Source organism: Streptomyces sp. NPDC127106 (assembly GCF_042677605.1).
Lineage (GTDB): Bacteria > Actinomycetota > Actinomycetes > Streptomycetales > Streptomycetaceae > Streptomyces.
The window spans coordinates 53,182-67,344 of sequence record NZ_JBHXTC010000018.1 but is presented as its reverse complement, the minus strand read 5'-3'; the positions used below and the strand labels follow the sequence as shown (position 1 = coordinate 67,344).

Below are 14,163 nucleotides of genomic sequence, written 5' to 3'. Positions count from 1 at the left end.
CCCCCGAGCCGATGGCTGCGGGGGCGCCCCTGTTCCTGCTGTCTTTGCGCTGTTCTGCTGTGCTGCTGCGTGCGTCGTCTGCGGTGGCCGGGGGCCTCAGATGCGGACCTGGACGGCGCGGGCCACCCGGTCGTGCAGGCCGCGGCCGTCGCGGTCCCAGACCAGCGCCGGGATGACCAGGGCCAGCAGCAGCGTGCGCAGCACCACCCGGCCGAAGCCGAGCCGGCCGCCGTCCTCCGCGACCACGCGCAGGCCCACGAGCCGCTTCCCGGGAGTGAAGCCCACCGTGCCGAGGGTCAGGATGCTCAGCACCACGAAGAGCAGCAGCGTCCAGTTGCCCGTCGCCGTCGCGTTGCCGCCGGTGATCAGCCCGTATGCGATCACCTGGCACGCGATCCAGTCGACGGCCACCCCGCCCAGGCGGCGCCCGAAGCGCGCCGCGGAGCCGGATCCCTCCTGGGGCAGGCCGAGCCGCTGGCCCGGGTAGCCGAAGTCGACGCCCATGTCCTCGGCCGCCGCGCGGGGGCCGGAGAGCCACGATCCCATTGCTTGCCTGTTGTCCACCCGAACACGGTACCTGTGGCGCAACGGGCCCCTCCGGCCGGACCCTGGTTAACTTGTGCGAAACAAATGGGTCATGCTTGGGAAATCCCGTCTGCCTATGGTCGGGTCAGCGTGCGGCACCGCACTGACGCACCACGAGCTATGCAGCCCGTCCCCGCCCCGGGTCGGGAGTAGGAGGAGTTGGATGTTCCAGAACGCCGACGAAGTGAAGCAGTACATCGAGGAGAACGACGTCAAGTTCGTCGACGTCCGCTTCTGCGACCTGCCTGGTGTGATGCAGCACTTCACCATCCCGGCGCGGGCGTTCGACCCGGCGGAGGAGCTCGCCTTCGACGGTTCCTCGATCCGCGGCTTCCAGGCCATCCACGAGTCCGACATGGCGCTGCGTGCCGACATCAGCACCGCGCGTCTGGACCCGTTCCGCCGCGACAAGACGCTGAACATCAACTTCTTCATCCACGACCCGATCACGGGCGAGGCCTACAGCCGCGACCCGCGCAACATCGCGAAGAAGGCCGAGGCCTACCTGGCCTCCACCGGCATCGCCGACACCGCCTTCTTCGGCCCCGAGGCCGAGTTCTACATCTTCGACAGCGTGCGCTTCGCGACCACCGCGAACGAGGGCTTCTACCACATCGACTCCGAGGCCGGCGCCTGGAACACCGGCTCCGAGGAGAACAACCGCGGCTACAAGGTCCGCTACAAGGGCGGCTACTTCCCGGTCGCCCCGGTCGACCACTTCGCCGACCTGCGCGCCGAGATCTCGCTGGAGCTGGACGCCCAGGGCCTCCAGGTCGAGCGCCAGCACCACGAGGTCGGCACCGGCGGCCAGGCCGAGATCAACTACAAGTTCAACACGCTGCTCGCCGCGGCCGACGACCTGATGCTCTTCAAGTACGTCGTGAAGAACGTCGCCTGGCGCAACGGCAAGACCGCGACCTTCATGCCGAAGCCGATCTTCGGTGACAACGGTTCGGGCATGCACGTCCACCAGTCGCTGTGGCAGGGCGGCGAGCCGCTCTTCTACGACGAGGCCGGCTACGCGGGCCTGTCGGACACCGCCCGCTACTACATCGGCGGCATCCTCAAGCACGCCCCGTCGCTGCTCGCCTTCACCAACCCGACGGTGAACTCGTACCACCGCCTGGTGCCGGGCTTCGAGGCGCCGGTCAACCTCGTGTACTCGCAGCGCAACCGCTCCGCCGCCATGCGCATCCCGATCACGGGCTCGAACCCGAAGGCCAAGCGCGTCGAGTTCCGCGCCCCGGACCCGTCCTCCAACCCGTACCTCGCCTTCTCGGCGCTGCTGCTCGCGGGCCTCGACGGCGTCAAGAACAAGATCGAGCCGATGGAGCCGATCGACAAGGACCTCTACGAGCTCGCCCCCGACGAGCACGCGAGCGTCCCGCAGGTCCCGTCCAGCCTGGAGGACGTCCTCAAGGCCCTGGAGGAGGACCACGAGTACCTCCTCGCCGGCGGTGTCTTCACCTCCGACCTGATCGAGACGTGGATCGACTACAAGCGCACCCACGAGATCGCCCCGATCGCCCAGCGCCCGCACCCGCACGAGTTCGAGCTGTACTTCGACCTCTAAGCCGCAGGCGATGAAGAGCCGCCCCCGCTGCCGGTCCGGCGCGGGGGCGGGCCGGGTTTTTTGATCTTGTTCCGCGGGTGGTGCGGTACCCGCTAGGTTCGGGACATGGATGACCAGTGGAAGACGATCGCCGCGCTCGCGGCCACCTTCGACGCGCACGACCGCGAGCGCGGGATGCCGCACGAGGAGAGCGTGACCCTGCAGATCCTCAAGATCGGTGAGGAGTTCGGGGAGGCCGCGCAGGCCGTCATCGGCGCCAAGGGCACCAACCCGCGCAAGGGGAACTCGCACGGCTGGGACGACGTCGAGGCCGAGGTGGCCGACGTCGTCATCACCGCAATGGTGGCCCTGGCCCGGATGCGGCCGGACGCTGCCGGGTACTTCGCCGAGCAGCTCAAGCTGAAGGCCGAGCGCTTCCTCTGACCTCGCCGGACCGTGCCACGAGCGGCATCGCCCCGGTCAGCTCGCGCAGGCTGCGGACGGCCAGCTCGGCGGGGGAGGCCGGACCGGTGCGCGGCGCGTCCGTGGTGGCCCACAGCTCCAGGGCGATGCGGATCGCGTCCGTGGCGGCCGCGGCGAGCAGGCGGACCCCGAGCGGGTCGGCGCCCTCGCCGGCCAGGCGGGCGATCACCGGGACGAGCTGCTCCTCGGAGTCCTGGTTCACCCGGTACCAGACGGCGCGCAGCGCCGGGTCGTCCGCCGCGGCGCGGAGCAGGCCCCGGGTCACCTCCAGACCCTCCTCCACCGTCTGGGGGTCGGCGAGGGACCGGACTACCGCGCGTTCCAGGGCCTCGCCGAGCGGGGTGCCGGGGGCTTCCTCCGCGAGCACGCTGCGCCACCGCTCGCCGCCGGTCGCGAGCAGGGGGCCGACGGCCTCCTGCTTGTTGCGGAAGTAGCGGTAGAACGTGCGCAGGGCGACACCGGCGCGGTGCGCGATGTCCTCCGCGGTGGTGCCGTCGGGGCCGTGCTCGGCGAACAGGGCGCAGGCGGCGCGGGCGATGTCGAGCTGGGTCGCGGCCTTGCGGCGCTCGGTCAGCGACTGCGCTCCGGGGCCGGTCTGGGGGGAGTACGGACGAGGGGATCTCACGCCTGAAGCCTACCCTTCCCCGCACCCCGTGATGCGCGCTTTGACACTCTGGCAAAACATGTCATCACGGCGGTACGCTCGCCCCATGAACCGTTTCGAAGGACGCCGAGTCCTCATCACCGGCGGCGGCTCCGGCATCGGCCGCGCCACCGTCCACCGCATCCTCGCCGAGGGCGGCCGCGTCCACACCGTGGACGTCAACGAGGCCGGCCTCAAGGAGACTGCCGACCAGGCCCGCGCCGCGGGGCACGAGGACCGGCTCACCACCGCCCTCCTCGACATAGCCGACGAGGCCTCCGTCCAGGCCGGGGTCACCGCCGCGGTCGGGCTCCTCGGGGGGCTCGACGTGCTGGTCAACGCCGCGGGCATCCTGCGCTCCGCGCACACCCACCAGACCAGCCTGGAGCTGTGGAACAAGGTCATCACGGTCAACCTCACCGGGACCTTCCTGATGATCCGCGCATCGCTGCCGGCGCTGCTGGAGGGCGCCCAGCCCGTCGTCGTGAACTTCAGCTCCACCTCGGCCTCGTTCGCGCACCCCTACATGTCCGCGTACGCGGCCAGCAAGGGCGGCATCCAGTCCATGACCCACGCCCTGGCCGCCGAGTACAGCAAGCAGGGCCTCCGCTTCGTCGCCGTCGCCCCCGGCTCCATCGAGAGCGGCATGACCACCGGTACCGGCCCCGGCCTGCCCGAGGACACCGACTGGAGCCTGTTCGCGAAGCTCGCCCCGGCCATCGGCCAGGGCTTCGCCGGGCCCGAGACCGTCGCCGGCGTCGTCGCCATGCTGGCTTCGCAGGACGGTGCCTTCATCACCGGCACGGAGATCCGCATCGACGGCGGCACCCACTACTGACCCGCCCCTGCGGGACGGTCAGGACCTGAAGCGCGCCCACAGCCGGGGGAACCGCTCCGCGAGCACGGCTTCGTTCTCGAAGTCCAGCGGGGTGCCCTCCGGCTCCGCCGGCTGGAGCGGGATCCCGAGGTCCGGCGCGACCGTGCCGGTCAGCTGCTCGTACGCCTCGTCGGCCGCGTACCCGAGCTCCTCGCCGTCCCCGTCGAGCTCCTCGTCGAACTCGTCGAGGAGCTCCGCCAGCTGGTCGGGGTCGTGGACCGCACCCTCGAACATCTCCCGCCCCTGGCCGATCAGCCAGCACCGGAAGTAGTCGAACGCGTCGTCGCTCGCCCCGTCCAGCAGCACCCAGGCAGCCCCCCACAGGTCCCAGGTGTACGCCCGGTTGTAGCGGGACTCGAAATGCCGGGCGAAATCCAGGACGGAGTCCGGATCGAGCTGCGCCAGCCGCTCCACGAGCAGGTCCGCGTGGTCCACCGGGTCGCCCCCGGCGGCCTCCCGGGTGCTGTCGACGATCTCCCAGAACTCCGTCTCGTCCATGCGATCCTCTCGAACTTCTCGAAAGCGGCCCGCGCGGATGACGTGCCGTAGTACGTTCGGTGCCTGCCTTGCGGCAGAGGTCAGGGCTTGGCCTTCATGCGGGATCGCGGTCCCAAGTGAGAAGCCGCCCGGCTGGTGTCCGGGAGGAGGAGTCACCACGGGTTCAGCATCACTGCTGGACGACATTGACGCCACCGCGCGTACGGCGAAGGCCGGTATCCATCCCCCAGAGGGACGGATACCGGCCTTCGTCGTACCGGCAGTGCCGGGGCCTACAGGCCGTAGCGCTCGCGGGCCTCCTTGACGGCGGACGCCGGCACCTCGCCACGGCGGGCGAGCTGGGCCAGGGCCGCGACCACGATGGACTGCGCGTCGACGCCGAAGTGGCGGCGGGCGCCCGCACGGGTGTCGGAGAGGCCGAAGCCGTCCGTGCCCAGCGAGGTGTAGTCCTGCGGGACCCACTGGCTGATCTGGTCCGGGACCTGGCGCATCCAGTCGGAGACGGCGAGCACCGGGCCCGGAGCACCGTCGAGCACGCGGGTGACGTACGGCAGGCGCTCCTCGCCGCGCAGCAGGGCCTCGTCGCACTCCAGCGCCTCGCGGCGCAGCTCGCCCCAGGAGGTGGCGGACCACACGTCGGCGGCCACGTTCCACTCGGCGGCCAGCAGCTGCTGGGCCTCCAGGATCCAGTGGATCGCCGTACCCGAGGCCATCAGCTGGATCTTCGGGGCGTCCGCGGCCGGGGCGGCCCCGCCCAGGTCGGCGGCCGTGTTGAAGCGGTACAGGCCCTTGACGATGCCTTCCTCGACACCCTCGGGCATGGCCGGCTGCGGCTTCGGCTCGTTGTAGACCGTCAGGTAGTAGAAGACGTCCTCCGGGTTCTCCCCGTACATGCGCCGCAGACCGTCCTTGACGATCACCGCGATCTCGTACGCGAAGGCCGGGTCGTAGTTGAGCGAGGCCGGGTTGGTGGCCGCGATCAGGTGCGAGTGGCCGTCGGCGTGCTGGAGGCCCTCACCGGTCAGGGTGGTGCGGCCGGCCGTGGCGCCCACGATGAAGCCCTTGCCGAGCTGGTCGGCGAGCTGCCACATCTGGTCGCCCGTGCGCTGCCAGCCGAACATCGAGTAGAAGATGTAGAAGGGGATCATCGTCTCGCCGTGCGTGGCGTACGACGTGGCGGCGGCGATGAAGTCGGCCATGGCGCCGGCCTCGGTGATCCCCTCGTTGAGGATCTGGCCGTCCTTGGCCTCCTTGTAGTACATCAGCTGGTCGCGGTCGACCGGCTCGTACGTCTGGCCCAGCGGCGAGTAGATGCCGGCCGACGGGAAGAGGGACTCCATGCCGAAGGTACGGGCCTCGTCGGGGACGATCGGCACCCAGCGGCGGCCGGTCTCCTTGTCCCGCATCAGGTCCTTGACGAGTCGGACGAAGGCCATGGTGGTGGCCATCTCCTGCTTGCCGGAGCCCTTGAGCAGCGGGGCGTAGGACTTGTCGGCCGGCTGCGGCAGGGCCACGTGGTGGACCTTGCGGGCCGGGGCCGGGCCGCCGAGGGCCGCGCGGCGCTCGTGCAGGTAGCGGACCTCGGGGGAGTCGGCGCCCGGGTGGCCGTACGGGACCACGCCGTCGGCGAAGGCGCTGTCCGGGATCGGGAGGCCGAGCAGGTCGCGCATGCCCTTGAACTCGTCGATCGTCAGCTTCTTCATCTGGTGGTTCGCGTTCTTCGACTCGAACCCCGCACCCAGGGTGTAGCCCTTGACGGTCTGCGCCAGGATGACCGTCGGCGCGCCCTTGTGCTCCAGGGCGGCCTTGTACGCGGCGTAGACCTTGCGGGGCTCGTGGCCGCCGCGCGAGGTGTGGAAGCACTCGGCGATCTTCGCGTCGGAGAGCAGGCCGGCGAGTGCCACCAGGGCCGGGTCGCCGCCGAAGAAGTGCTGGCGGATGTAGGCCACGTCGCGGGTGGCGTACGTCTGGAACTGCGCGTCCGGGGTCTCGCGGAGACGGCGGACCAGGGCGCCCGTGGTGTCGAGCTGGAACAGCTCGTCCCAGGCGGAGCCCCACAGGGTCTTCACCACGTTCCAGCCGGCGCCACGGAACTGGGCCTCCAGCTCCTGGACCACGCGGAAGTTGGCGCGGACCGGGCCGTCGAGGCGCTGCAGGTTGCAGTTGATGACGAAGGTCAGGTTGTCCAGGCGCTCGCGGGAGGCGAGGGCCAGGGCGGCCGTCGACTCGGGCTCGTCCATCTCGCCGTCGCCGAGGAAGGCCCAGACGTGCGAGTGGGAGGTGTCCTTGATCCCGCGGTTCTCCAGGTAGCGGTTGAAACGCGCCTGGTAGATCGCGGACAGCGGGCCGAGGCCCATGGAGACGGTGGGGAACTCCCACAGCCAGGGCAGGCGTCGCGGGTGCGGGTAGGAGGGCAGGCCGTTGCCGCCGGACTCCTGGCGGAAGTTGTCGAGCTGCTGCTCGGAGATGCGCCCGTCGAGGAAGGCGCGGGCGTAGATGCCGGGGGAGGCGTGGCCCTGGACGTAGATCTGGTCGCCCGAGCCGTCGGTCTCCTTGCCGCGGAAGAAGTGCTGGAAGCCGGTCTCGTAGAGCCAGGCCGCGGAGGCGAAGGTGGCGATGTGGCCGCCGACGCCGTACTTGGAGCCGCGGGTCACCATGGCGGCCGCGTTCCAGCGGTTCCACGCGGTGATGCGGGCCTCCATCTCCTCGTCACCGGGGAAGGCCGGCTCGGCGGAGGTGGGGATGGTGTTGACGTAGTCCGTCTCCAGCAGCTTCGGCAGGGCGAGGCCGGCGGCCTCGGCGTGTTGGAGGGTGCGGCGGAGCAGGTACTCGGCGCGGCGCGTACCGGCGGCCTGGGCGACGGCGTCGAGCGAGGCCGCCCATTCGGCGGTCTCTTCGGTGTCGCGGTCCGGGAGCTGGTCGAGCTCGCTCGGAAGCTTTCCTACGGGGTCGGACATCGGTGTGCGCCGCCTTCCGGACAAAGGAGAGGTGGTGAAGAAGATCCCTGACGGGCAGGACAGGGTGGGCGGACCCGTTCGGGGTCCGCCAAGACTGTAAATCCCTGATCGATGATCGATCAAACGGTTGCACCCAAGTTACGGCACATCGACGAAAAGTCGGCACGCGGTGCCATCGCATCAGACACCGCGTGCCGGGCAAATCAGGGCAAACCGGCTCCCGGTCGGGAGCGTCAGGCGCGGGGCGCGCACCCCAGAACATGCCGCTTCACCAACACGCCGATCTCCGGATCCTGGTTCCGGAAGGCCTCGACGAGCGCCGCGTGCTCCTCCGCGTACGACTTCTGCACCGTCCCCAGCCAGCGGATCGACAGCGCGGTGAACACCTCGATGCCCAGGCTCTCCCAGGTGTGCAGCAGCACGCTGTTCCCCGCCGCCCGCACCATCTCCCGGTGGAACCCGACGGTGTGCCGCACCTGCGCCGTGCCGTCCGAGGCCCGGTCCGCGTCCCACAGGGCCGCGACGTGCGGCTCCAGCGCCGAGCAGTCCGTCGCCAGCTTCGGCGCGGCCAACTCGGCCGCGATCTGCTCCAGGCCGGCCCGGACCGGGTAGATCTCCTCCAGGTCCGCCGCGGTCAGGTTCCGCACGCGGACGCCCTTGTTCGGCGCCGACTCGATCAGCCGCAGCGTCTCCAGCTCGCGCAGCGCCTCCCGCACCGGCGTCTGGCTGACCTCCAGCTCCACGGCGATCCGCCGCTCGACGATCCGCTCGCCGGGCTTCCAGCGTCCGCTGACGATCCCCTCCACGATGTGCTCGCGGATCTGCTCGCGCAGCGAGTGCACGACGGGTGGGGTGATCATCGGGGCTTCATCTCCTGGAAGGGCGGGCGGAGTCTGATCGTGCGCAGTCTGATGCGTAGACAATACGGCGCAGTAGGCCCACGGGGAGAGTTCGTCCTCGGGGACGCCGGGGTGAGGCTGGTTACAACCACTGCCCCTGCGAGGCGGATCGGGATCCTCCGACGGTGATCACGCGGGTAGCCGTCCCGGACGGGTCGGACGTCCTTGACGGGGCGGGGTGGGACGACGGCGCCCCCGCCCGGAGGTCTCCGGACAGGGGCGCCGTGCGGGTGACTGCCGACGGGGCAGCGGGAGCCTTACAGGCCGAGCTCGACCTCGAACTCGCCGGCCTCCAGGATCGCCTTGACGGCCGTGAGGTACCGGGCCGCGTCCGCGCCGTCCACCAGACGGTGGTCGTAGGACAGGGTCAGGTACGTCATGTCGCGGGCGCCGATGACGGTGCCCTCGGCGGTCTCCATGACCACCGGGCGCTTCACCGTGGCACCGATGCCCAGGATCGCGACCTGGTTCGGCGGCACGATGACCGTGTCGAACAGCGCGCCGCGCGAGCCGGTGTTGCTGATGGTGAAGGTCGCGCCGGACAGCTCGTCCGGGGTGATCTTGTTGCTGCGGACCTTGCCGGCCAGCTCGGCGGTCGCCTTGGCGATACCGGCCAGGTTGAGGTCACCGGCACCCTTGATGACCGGGGTCATCAGGCCCTTCTCGGAGTCCACGGCGATGCCGATGTTCTCCGAGTCGAAGTAGGTGATGGTGCCCTCGTCCTCGTTGATCCGGGCGTTGACGACCGCGTGGGCCTTCAGCGCCTGGGCCGCAGCCTTGACGAAGAACGGCATCGGGGACAGCTTGACGCCCTCGCGGGCGAGGAAGCCGGCCTTGGCCTTCTCGCGCAGCTTCATGATCTTGGTGACGTCCACCTCGACCACGGACGACAGCTGCGCCTGCGAGTGCAGGGCCTTCATCATGTTGTCGCCGATGACCTTGCGCATGCGGGTCATCTTGACCGTCTGACCGCGCAGCTCGGACACCGCGGCGGCGGCCGGAGCGGCGGCGGCCGGAGCGGCCGGAGCCGGGGCCGCGGCAGCGGCCTTGGCGGCCTCGGCGGCGGCCAGGACGTCCTGCTTGCGGATACGGCCACCGACGCCGGTGCCCGTGACCGTGTTCAGGTTGACGCCGGCCTCGGAGGCGAGCTTGCGCACCAGCGGGGTCACGTACGCGCCCTCGTCACCGGTGACCGCCGGAGCGGCGGGGGCGACGGGAGCGGCCGGGGCGACCGGAGCCGGGGCGGCCACCGGAGCGGCCGGGGCGACCGGGGCCGGAGCGGCGACCGGGGCGGCCGGAGCCACCGGGGCGGGCGCCGGGGCAGCCGCAGCCGGAGCGGCCGGAGCCGGGGCAGCGGCAGCCGGGGCGGCAACCGGAGCCGGAGCGGCGGCCGGGGCGGCAGCGGCCGGGGCCGGAGCGGCGGCCGGGGCAGCGCCCGCGACGCCGATGACGGCCAGACGGGCGCCGACCTCGGCGGTCTCGTCCTCGCCGACCAGGATCTCGAGCAGCGTGCCGGAGACCGGCGCGGGGATCTCGGTGTCGACCTTGTCGGTGGAGACCTCGAGCAGCGGCTCGTCGGCCTCGACCGTCTCGCCGACGGCCTTCAGCCAGCGGGTGACGGTGCCCTCGGTGACGGACTCGCCCAGGGCGGGCAGCACGACGTCGGTGCCGGAGGCGCCGGCCGGTGCGGGGGCGGCCGGGGCCTCGGCGACCGGCGCCGGAGCGGCGGGGGCCTCGGCGACCGGCGCCGGGGCGGCGGGGGCCTCGGCAGCGGCGGGCTCGGCGGCCGGAGCGGCAGCCGCGGCCGGCGCGCCGGAGCCGTCGTCGATGACGGCCAGCTCGGCGCCGACCTCGACGGTCTCGTCCTCGGCGACCTTGATGGAGGCCAGGATGCCGGACGCGGGAGAGGGGATCTCGGTGTCGACCTTGTCGGTCGAGACCTCGAGCAGCGGCTCGTCAGCCTCGACGCGCTCGCCCTCGGCCTTCAGCCAGCGGGTGACAGTGCCCTCGGTGACGCTCTCGCCGAGCGCCGGAAGGGTTACGGAAACCGCCATGGTTTCAGTTGCTCCTTACGAATGTGCGGTAGTGGTCGTCGCGCCCGTGACTGAATTAGTCGTGTGCGTGCAGGGGCTTGCCGGCCAGGGCCAGGTGGGCCTCGCCGAGCGCCTCGTTCTGGGTCGGGTGCGCGTGGATGAGCTGCGCGACCTCGGCCGGCAGGGCCTCCCAGTTGTAGATCAGCTGGGCCTCGCCGACCTGCTCGCCCATCCGGTCACCGACCATGTGGACGCCGACCACGGCACCGTCCTTGACCTGGACGAGCTTGATCTCGCCCGCGGTCTTCAGGATCTTGCTCTTGCCGTTGCCCGCCAGGTTGTACTTCAGGGCCACGACCTTGTCCGCACCGTAGATCTCCTTGGCCTTGGCCTCGGTGATGCCGACGGAGGCGACCTCGGGGTGGCAGTAGGTCACGCGCGGCACGCCGTCGTAGTCGATCGGGACGACCTTCAGGCCGGCCAGGCGCTCCGCCACCAGGATGCCCTCGGCGAAGCCGACGTGCGCGAGCTGCAGGGTCGGGACGAGGTCGCCGACGGCCGAGATGGTCGGCACGTTGGTCTGCATGTACTCGTCGACCAGGACGTAGCCGCGGTCCATCGCGACGCCCTGCTCCTCGTAGCCCAGGCCCTGGGAGACCGGGCCGCGGCCGATGGCGACCAGCAGCACCTCGGCCTCGAACGTCTTGCCGTCGGCCAGGGTGACCCGGACGCCGTTCTCGGTGTACTCGGCCTTGTCGAAGAACGTGCCGAGGTTGAACTTGATGCCGCGCTTGCGGAAGGAGCGCTCAAGGATCTTGGAGCTGTTCTCGTCCTCGACCGGGACGAGGTGCTTCAGGCCCTCGATGATGGTGACGTCGGTGCCGAAGGACTTCCACGCCGAGGCGAACTCGACGCCGATCACGCCGCCGCCGAGGATGATCGCCGACTCCGGGACGCGGTCCAGGACCAGCGCGTGGTCGGAGGAGATGATCCGGTTGCCGTCGATGTTCAGGCCCGGGAGGGACTTCGGCACGGAGCCGGTCGCCAGCAGGACGTGGCGGCCCTGGATGCGCTGCCCGTTCACGTCGACGGTGGTCGGGGAGGACAGGCGGCCCTCACCCTCGATGTAGGTCACCTTGCGGGAGGCGACGAGGCCCTGCAGACCCTTGTACAGGCCGGCGATCACGTCGTCCTTGTACTTGTGCACACCGGCGATGTCGATGCCCTCGAAGGAGGTCTTCACGCCGAACTGCGCGGCCTCGCGCGCCTGGTCCGCGATCTCGCCCGCGTGCAGCAGAGCCTTGGTGGGGATGCAGCCGTTGTGCAGGCAGGTGCCGCCGAGCTTGTTCTTCTCGATCAGGGCAACGTCCAGACCCAGCTGGGAAGCGCGCAGAGCCGCGGCGTAACCGCCACTGCCACCGCCGAGGATCACTAGGTCGAAAACGGTGCTGGCGTCGTTCGCCACGTCACGTCCTCCATGCATGTGCGCCGGGCACCGGTCCTCTGTGACCGGGCGGCGGCTGGTGTTCGGCCGCTTGTTTCTTCGGCCCTGTGGTGGGCCCTGTCCTGCCGAGAACCCATCTTCGCATTTGTCGCGGGAACACGGGACGCCGGGCCCGGACTGTGGCAGGTCGTTCTGCCGGAAGAAGGGGTTACCGATGCGTAGAAACCTACGGATTTCGTTGTGGGTGAACACCCGGCCCCTTGATCGGGTTGCTCTCAAGGGGCCGGGCGTGCGTCGTGCGTCACATGTCGGGTGTCACACCGCGCGGGGACGCGGTGCGTCAGCCCAGGTCGCCGGTGGCCGTGCGCTCGGCCAGCCGCACCAGGGTGCGCACGGCCGAGCCGGTGCCGCCCTTGGGGGTGTAGCCGTACGGGGCGCCCTCGTGGAAGGCCGGGCCCGCGATGTCCAGGTGCGCCCAGGTGATGCCCTCGCCGATGAACTCCTGCAGGAAGAGGCCGGCCACCAGGCCGCCGCCCATGCGCTCGCCCATGTTGGCGATGTCGGCGGTCGGGGAGTCCATGCCCTTGCGCAGGTCGGCCGGGAGCGGCATCGGCCAGGAGGCCTCGCCGACCTCCTCGGCGATCTCGTGGACCGAGGTGCGGAAGGCGTCGTCGTTGGCCATGATGCCGAAGGTGCGGTTGCCCAGGGCCAGCACCATCGCGCCGGTCAGGGTGGCGACGTCGACGATCGCGTCCGGGTTGTCCTCGGAGGCCTTGGTCAGCGCGTCGGCCAGGACGAGCCGGCCCTCGGCGTCCGTGTTGAGGACCTCGACGGTCTTGCCGCTGTACATGCGCAGCACGTCGCCGGGGCGGGTGGCGGAGCCGGACGGCATGTTCTCGGCGAGGGCGAGCCAGCCGGTGACGTTGACGGCCAGGCCGAGGCGGGCCACGGCGACGACGGCGGCGAACACGGCGGCGGCGCCGGACATGTCGCACTTCATCGTCTCGTTGTGGCCGGCCGGCTTCAGGGAGATGCCGCCCGAGTCGTAGGTGATGCCCTTGCCGACGAACGCGAGGTGCTTGTCCGCGTCCGGGTGGGTGTAGGCGATCTTCACCAGGCGCGGCGGGTTCTCGGAACCCTTGCCGACGCCCATGATGCCGCCGTAGCCACCCTTGACCAGGGCCTTCTCGTCCAGGACCTGGACCTTGAGGCCGTGCTCCTTGCCGGTCGCCGAGGCGATCGAGGCGAAGGACACGGGGGTGAGGTCGTTCGGCGGGGTGTTGATCAGGTCGCGGGCGGTGTTGACCTCGGCCGCGACGACGACGGCGCGCTCGGCCGCGGCCTTGTGCTCCTTGTCGCGCGGCTTGGCGCCCAGCAGGGCCACCTCGGCGAGCGGGAGCTTCGGGCCGCCGTTCTTGGCGGCCTTCTTCTCGCCGCCCTGGTAGGCGGTGAAGGCGTACGCGCCCAGCAGTGCGCCCTCGGCGACCGCGGTGACGGCGGACGCGTCCTCCAGGGGGAGCGCGAACGCGGCCTTCTTGCTGCCGTGCAGGGCGCGGGCGGCGGCGCCGGCGGCGCGGCGCAGCGCCTCCTCGTCGTAGGACTCCTCGTCGCCCGGCACCGGGCCGAGGCCGACCGCCAGCACGACCGGGACCTTGAGGCCGTCCGGAGCCGGCAGCTTGGTGGTCTCGCCTTCCGCGCCGGAGGCGCCCAGGGCGGCGAGCACGGCGGCGAGCTTCCCGTCGTACGCGTTGTCCACGGCCTCGGCGCCCGGTGCCACGACGGGGCCCTTGGGGCCCTTCGCGACGCCGACCACGAGGGCGTCGGCGCGCAGCGTCGTCGCGCCGGCTGTGCTGAGAGTCAGAGCAGTCACGGTGGTGAAGTCTCGCTTCCGTTTGTGTTGTGGGCCGAGTGGGTGGGACGGCCATCCGGAGCGATCGTATTCCGGCCCGACGGCCGCCAGAAATGAGCCTACGCGTAGCAGCCGGACCGTACGCCATTCCAGGGTTTGGCAAGTTGTTCGACTCGGCCGCTCTACGGTTCACCCATCTGTGGTCTCTGTTCCAGGTTTGCCCGTTAGACCTGACGAGGTCCGAGAGACTCGAGCCACTCTCGCAAGGGGGCGCGGGGTCCCTTTGCATGATTTCCACAGAGCCTCCTCGGTCCGGCCTACCGCCAAGGGCCGTAGTCGAGCG

General features: G+C 70.8%; 11 protein-coding genes. 3 read left to right on the top strand and 8 right to left on the bottom strand.

The window, feature by feature from the left end; translation table 11 throughout:
• Positions 1–96: 96 nt before the first annotated feature.
• Complete coding sequence (locus tag ACFVGY_RS17595; protein ID WP_385677724.1) at positions 97–564, bottom strand: RDD family protein; 468 nt, start codon at positions 562–564, stop codon at positions 97–99.
• Positions 565–748: 184 nt separating this feature from the next.
• Here ACFVGY_RS17595 and glnA point away from each other — a divergent pair, with 184 nt between their 5' ends.
• Positions 749–2,158 carry a type I glutamate--ammonia ligase gene (gene glnA, locus ACFVGY_RS17590; protein WP_385677721.1) on the top strand — a complete coding sequence of 470 codons (1,410 nt, stop codon included), beginning with the start codon at positions 749–751 and terminating at the stop codon, positions 2,156–2,158.
• Positions 2,159–2,263: 105 nt separating this feature from the next.
• Entirely contained in the window at positions 2,264–2,581 is a 318-nt protein-coding gene (locus ACFVGY_RS17585) for a MazG-like family protein (protein WP_385677717.1), read from the top strand.
• Here ACFVGY_RS17585 and ACFVGY_RS17580 read toward each other — a convergent pair.
• Positions 2,553–3,245, bottom strand: coding sequence for a TetR/AcrR family transcriptional regulator (locus tag ACFVGY_RS17580; protein ID WP_385677714.1), 693 nt, complete (start codon positions 3,243–3,245; stop codon positions 2,553–2,555). The genes ACFVGY_RS17585 and ACFVGY_RS17580 overlap by 29 nt on opposite strands.
• Before the next feature lie 85 nt (positions 3,246–3,330).
• Between ACFVGY_RS17580 and ACFVGY_RS17575 the strand changes: the two genes are divergently transcribed.
• Complete coding sequence (locus tag ACFVGY_RS17575) at positions 3,331–4,101, top strand: SDR family NAD(P)-dependent oxidoreductase (protein ID WP_385677711.1); 771 nt, start codon at positions 3,331–3,333, stop codon at positions 4,099–4,101.
• 18 nt (positions 4,102–4,119) lie between these two features.
• Here the strand turns inward: ACFVGY_RS17575 and ACFVGY_RS17570 are convergent, their stop codons facing one another.
• The 6 genes from ACFVGY_RS17570 to ACFVGY_RS17545 all read right to left on the bottom strand — a co-directional run bounded on the left by ACFVGY_RS17570 (position 4,120) and on the right by ACFVGY_RS17545 (position 13,841).
• Complete coding sequence (locus tag ACFVGY_RS17570; protein WP_385677708.1) at positions 4,120–4,638, bottom strand: DUF4240 domain-containing protein; 519 nt, start codon at positions 4,636–4,638, stop codon at positions 4,120–4,122.
• 272 nt (positions 4,639–4,910) lie between these two features.
• Positions 4,911–7,595, bottom strand: a complete 2,685-nt coding sequence (aceE, locus tag ACFVGY_RS17565; protein ID WP_385677705.1) for a pyruvate dehydrogenase (acetyl-transferring), homodimeric type — start codon at positions 7,593–7,595, stop codon at positions 4,911–4,913.
• A gap of 233 nt (positions 7,596–7,828) precedes the next feature.
• Positions 7,829–8,452, bottom strand: coding sequence for a GntR family transcriptional regulator (locus tag ACFVGY_RS17560; protein WP_385677864.1), 624 nt, complete (start codon positions 8,450–8,452; stop codon positions 7,829–7,831).
• Positions 8,453–8,751: 299 nt separating this feature from the next.
• Positions 8,752–10,548 (bottom strand): 2-oxoglutarate dehydrogenase, E2 component, dihydrolipoamide succinyltransferase, encoded by a 1,797-nt coding sequence (gene sucB / locus ACFVGY_RS17555; RefSeq protein WP_385677703.1) that lies wholly within the window; start codon positions 10,546–10,548, stop codon positions 8,752–8,754.
• Between the two features lie 55 nt (positions 10,549–10,603).
• Positions 10,604–11,992, bottom strand: coding sequence for a dihydrolipoyl dehydrogenase (lpdA, locus tag ACFVGY_RS17550; protein WP_385677700.1), 1,389 nt, complete (start codon positions 11,990–11,992; stop codon positions 10,604–10,606).
• Positions 11,993–12,311: 319 nt separating this feature from the next.
• Positions 12,312–13,841 carry a leucyl aminopeptidase gene (locus ACFVGY_RS17545; protein ID WP_385677697.1) on the bottom strand — a complete coding sequence of 510 codons (1,530 nt, stop codon included), beginning with the start codon at positions 13,839–13,841 and terminating at the stop codon, positions 12,312–12,314.
• Positions 13,842–14,163 lie beyond the last annotated feature (322 nt).

Bases quoted from the DNA above. Each gene is read 5' to 3' on its own strand.
- sucB (WP_385677703.1), bottom strand. From the start codon at position 10,548: ATGGCGGTTTCCGTAACCCTTCCGGCGCTCGGCGAGAGCGTCACCGAG.
- aceE (WP_385677705.1), bottom strand. From the start codon at position 7,595: ATGTCCGACCCCGTAGGAAAGCTTCCGAGCGAGCTCGACCAGCTCCCG.
- glnA (WP_385677721.1), top strand. From the start codon at position 749: ATGTTCCAGAACGCCGACGAAGTGAAGCAGTACATCGAGGAGAACGAC.
- ACFVGY_RS17570 (WP_385677708.1), bottom strand. From the start codon at position 4,638: ATGGACGAGACGGAGTTCTGGGAGATCGTCGACAGCACCCGGGAGGCC.
- ACFVGY_RS17575 (WP_385677711.1), top strand. From the start codon at position 3,331: ATGAACCGTTTCGAAGGACGCCGAGTCCTCATCACCGGCGGCGGCTCC.
- ACFVGY_RS17585 (WP_385677717.1), top strand. From the start codon at position 2,264: ATGGATGACCAGTGGAAGACGATCGCCGCGCTCGCGGCCACCTTCGAC.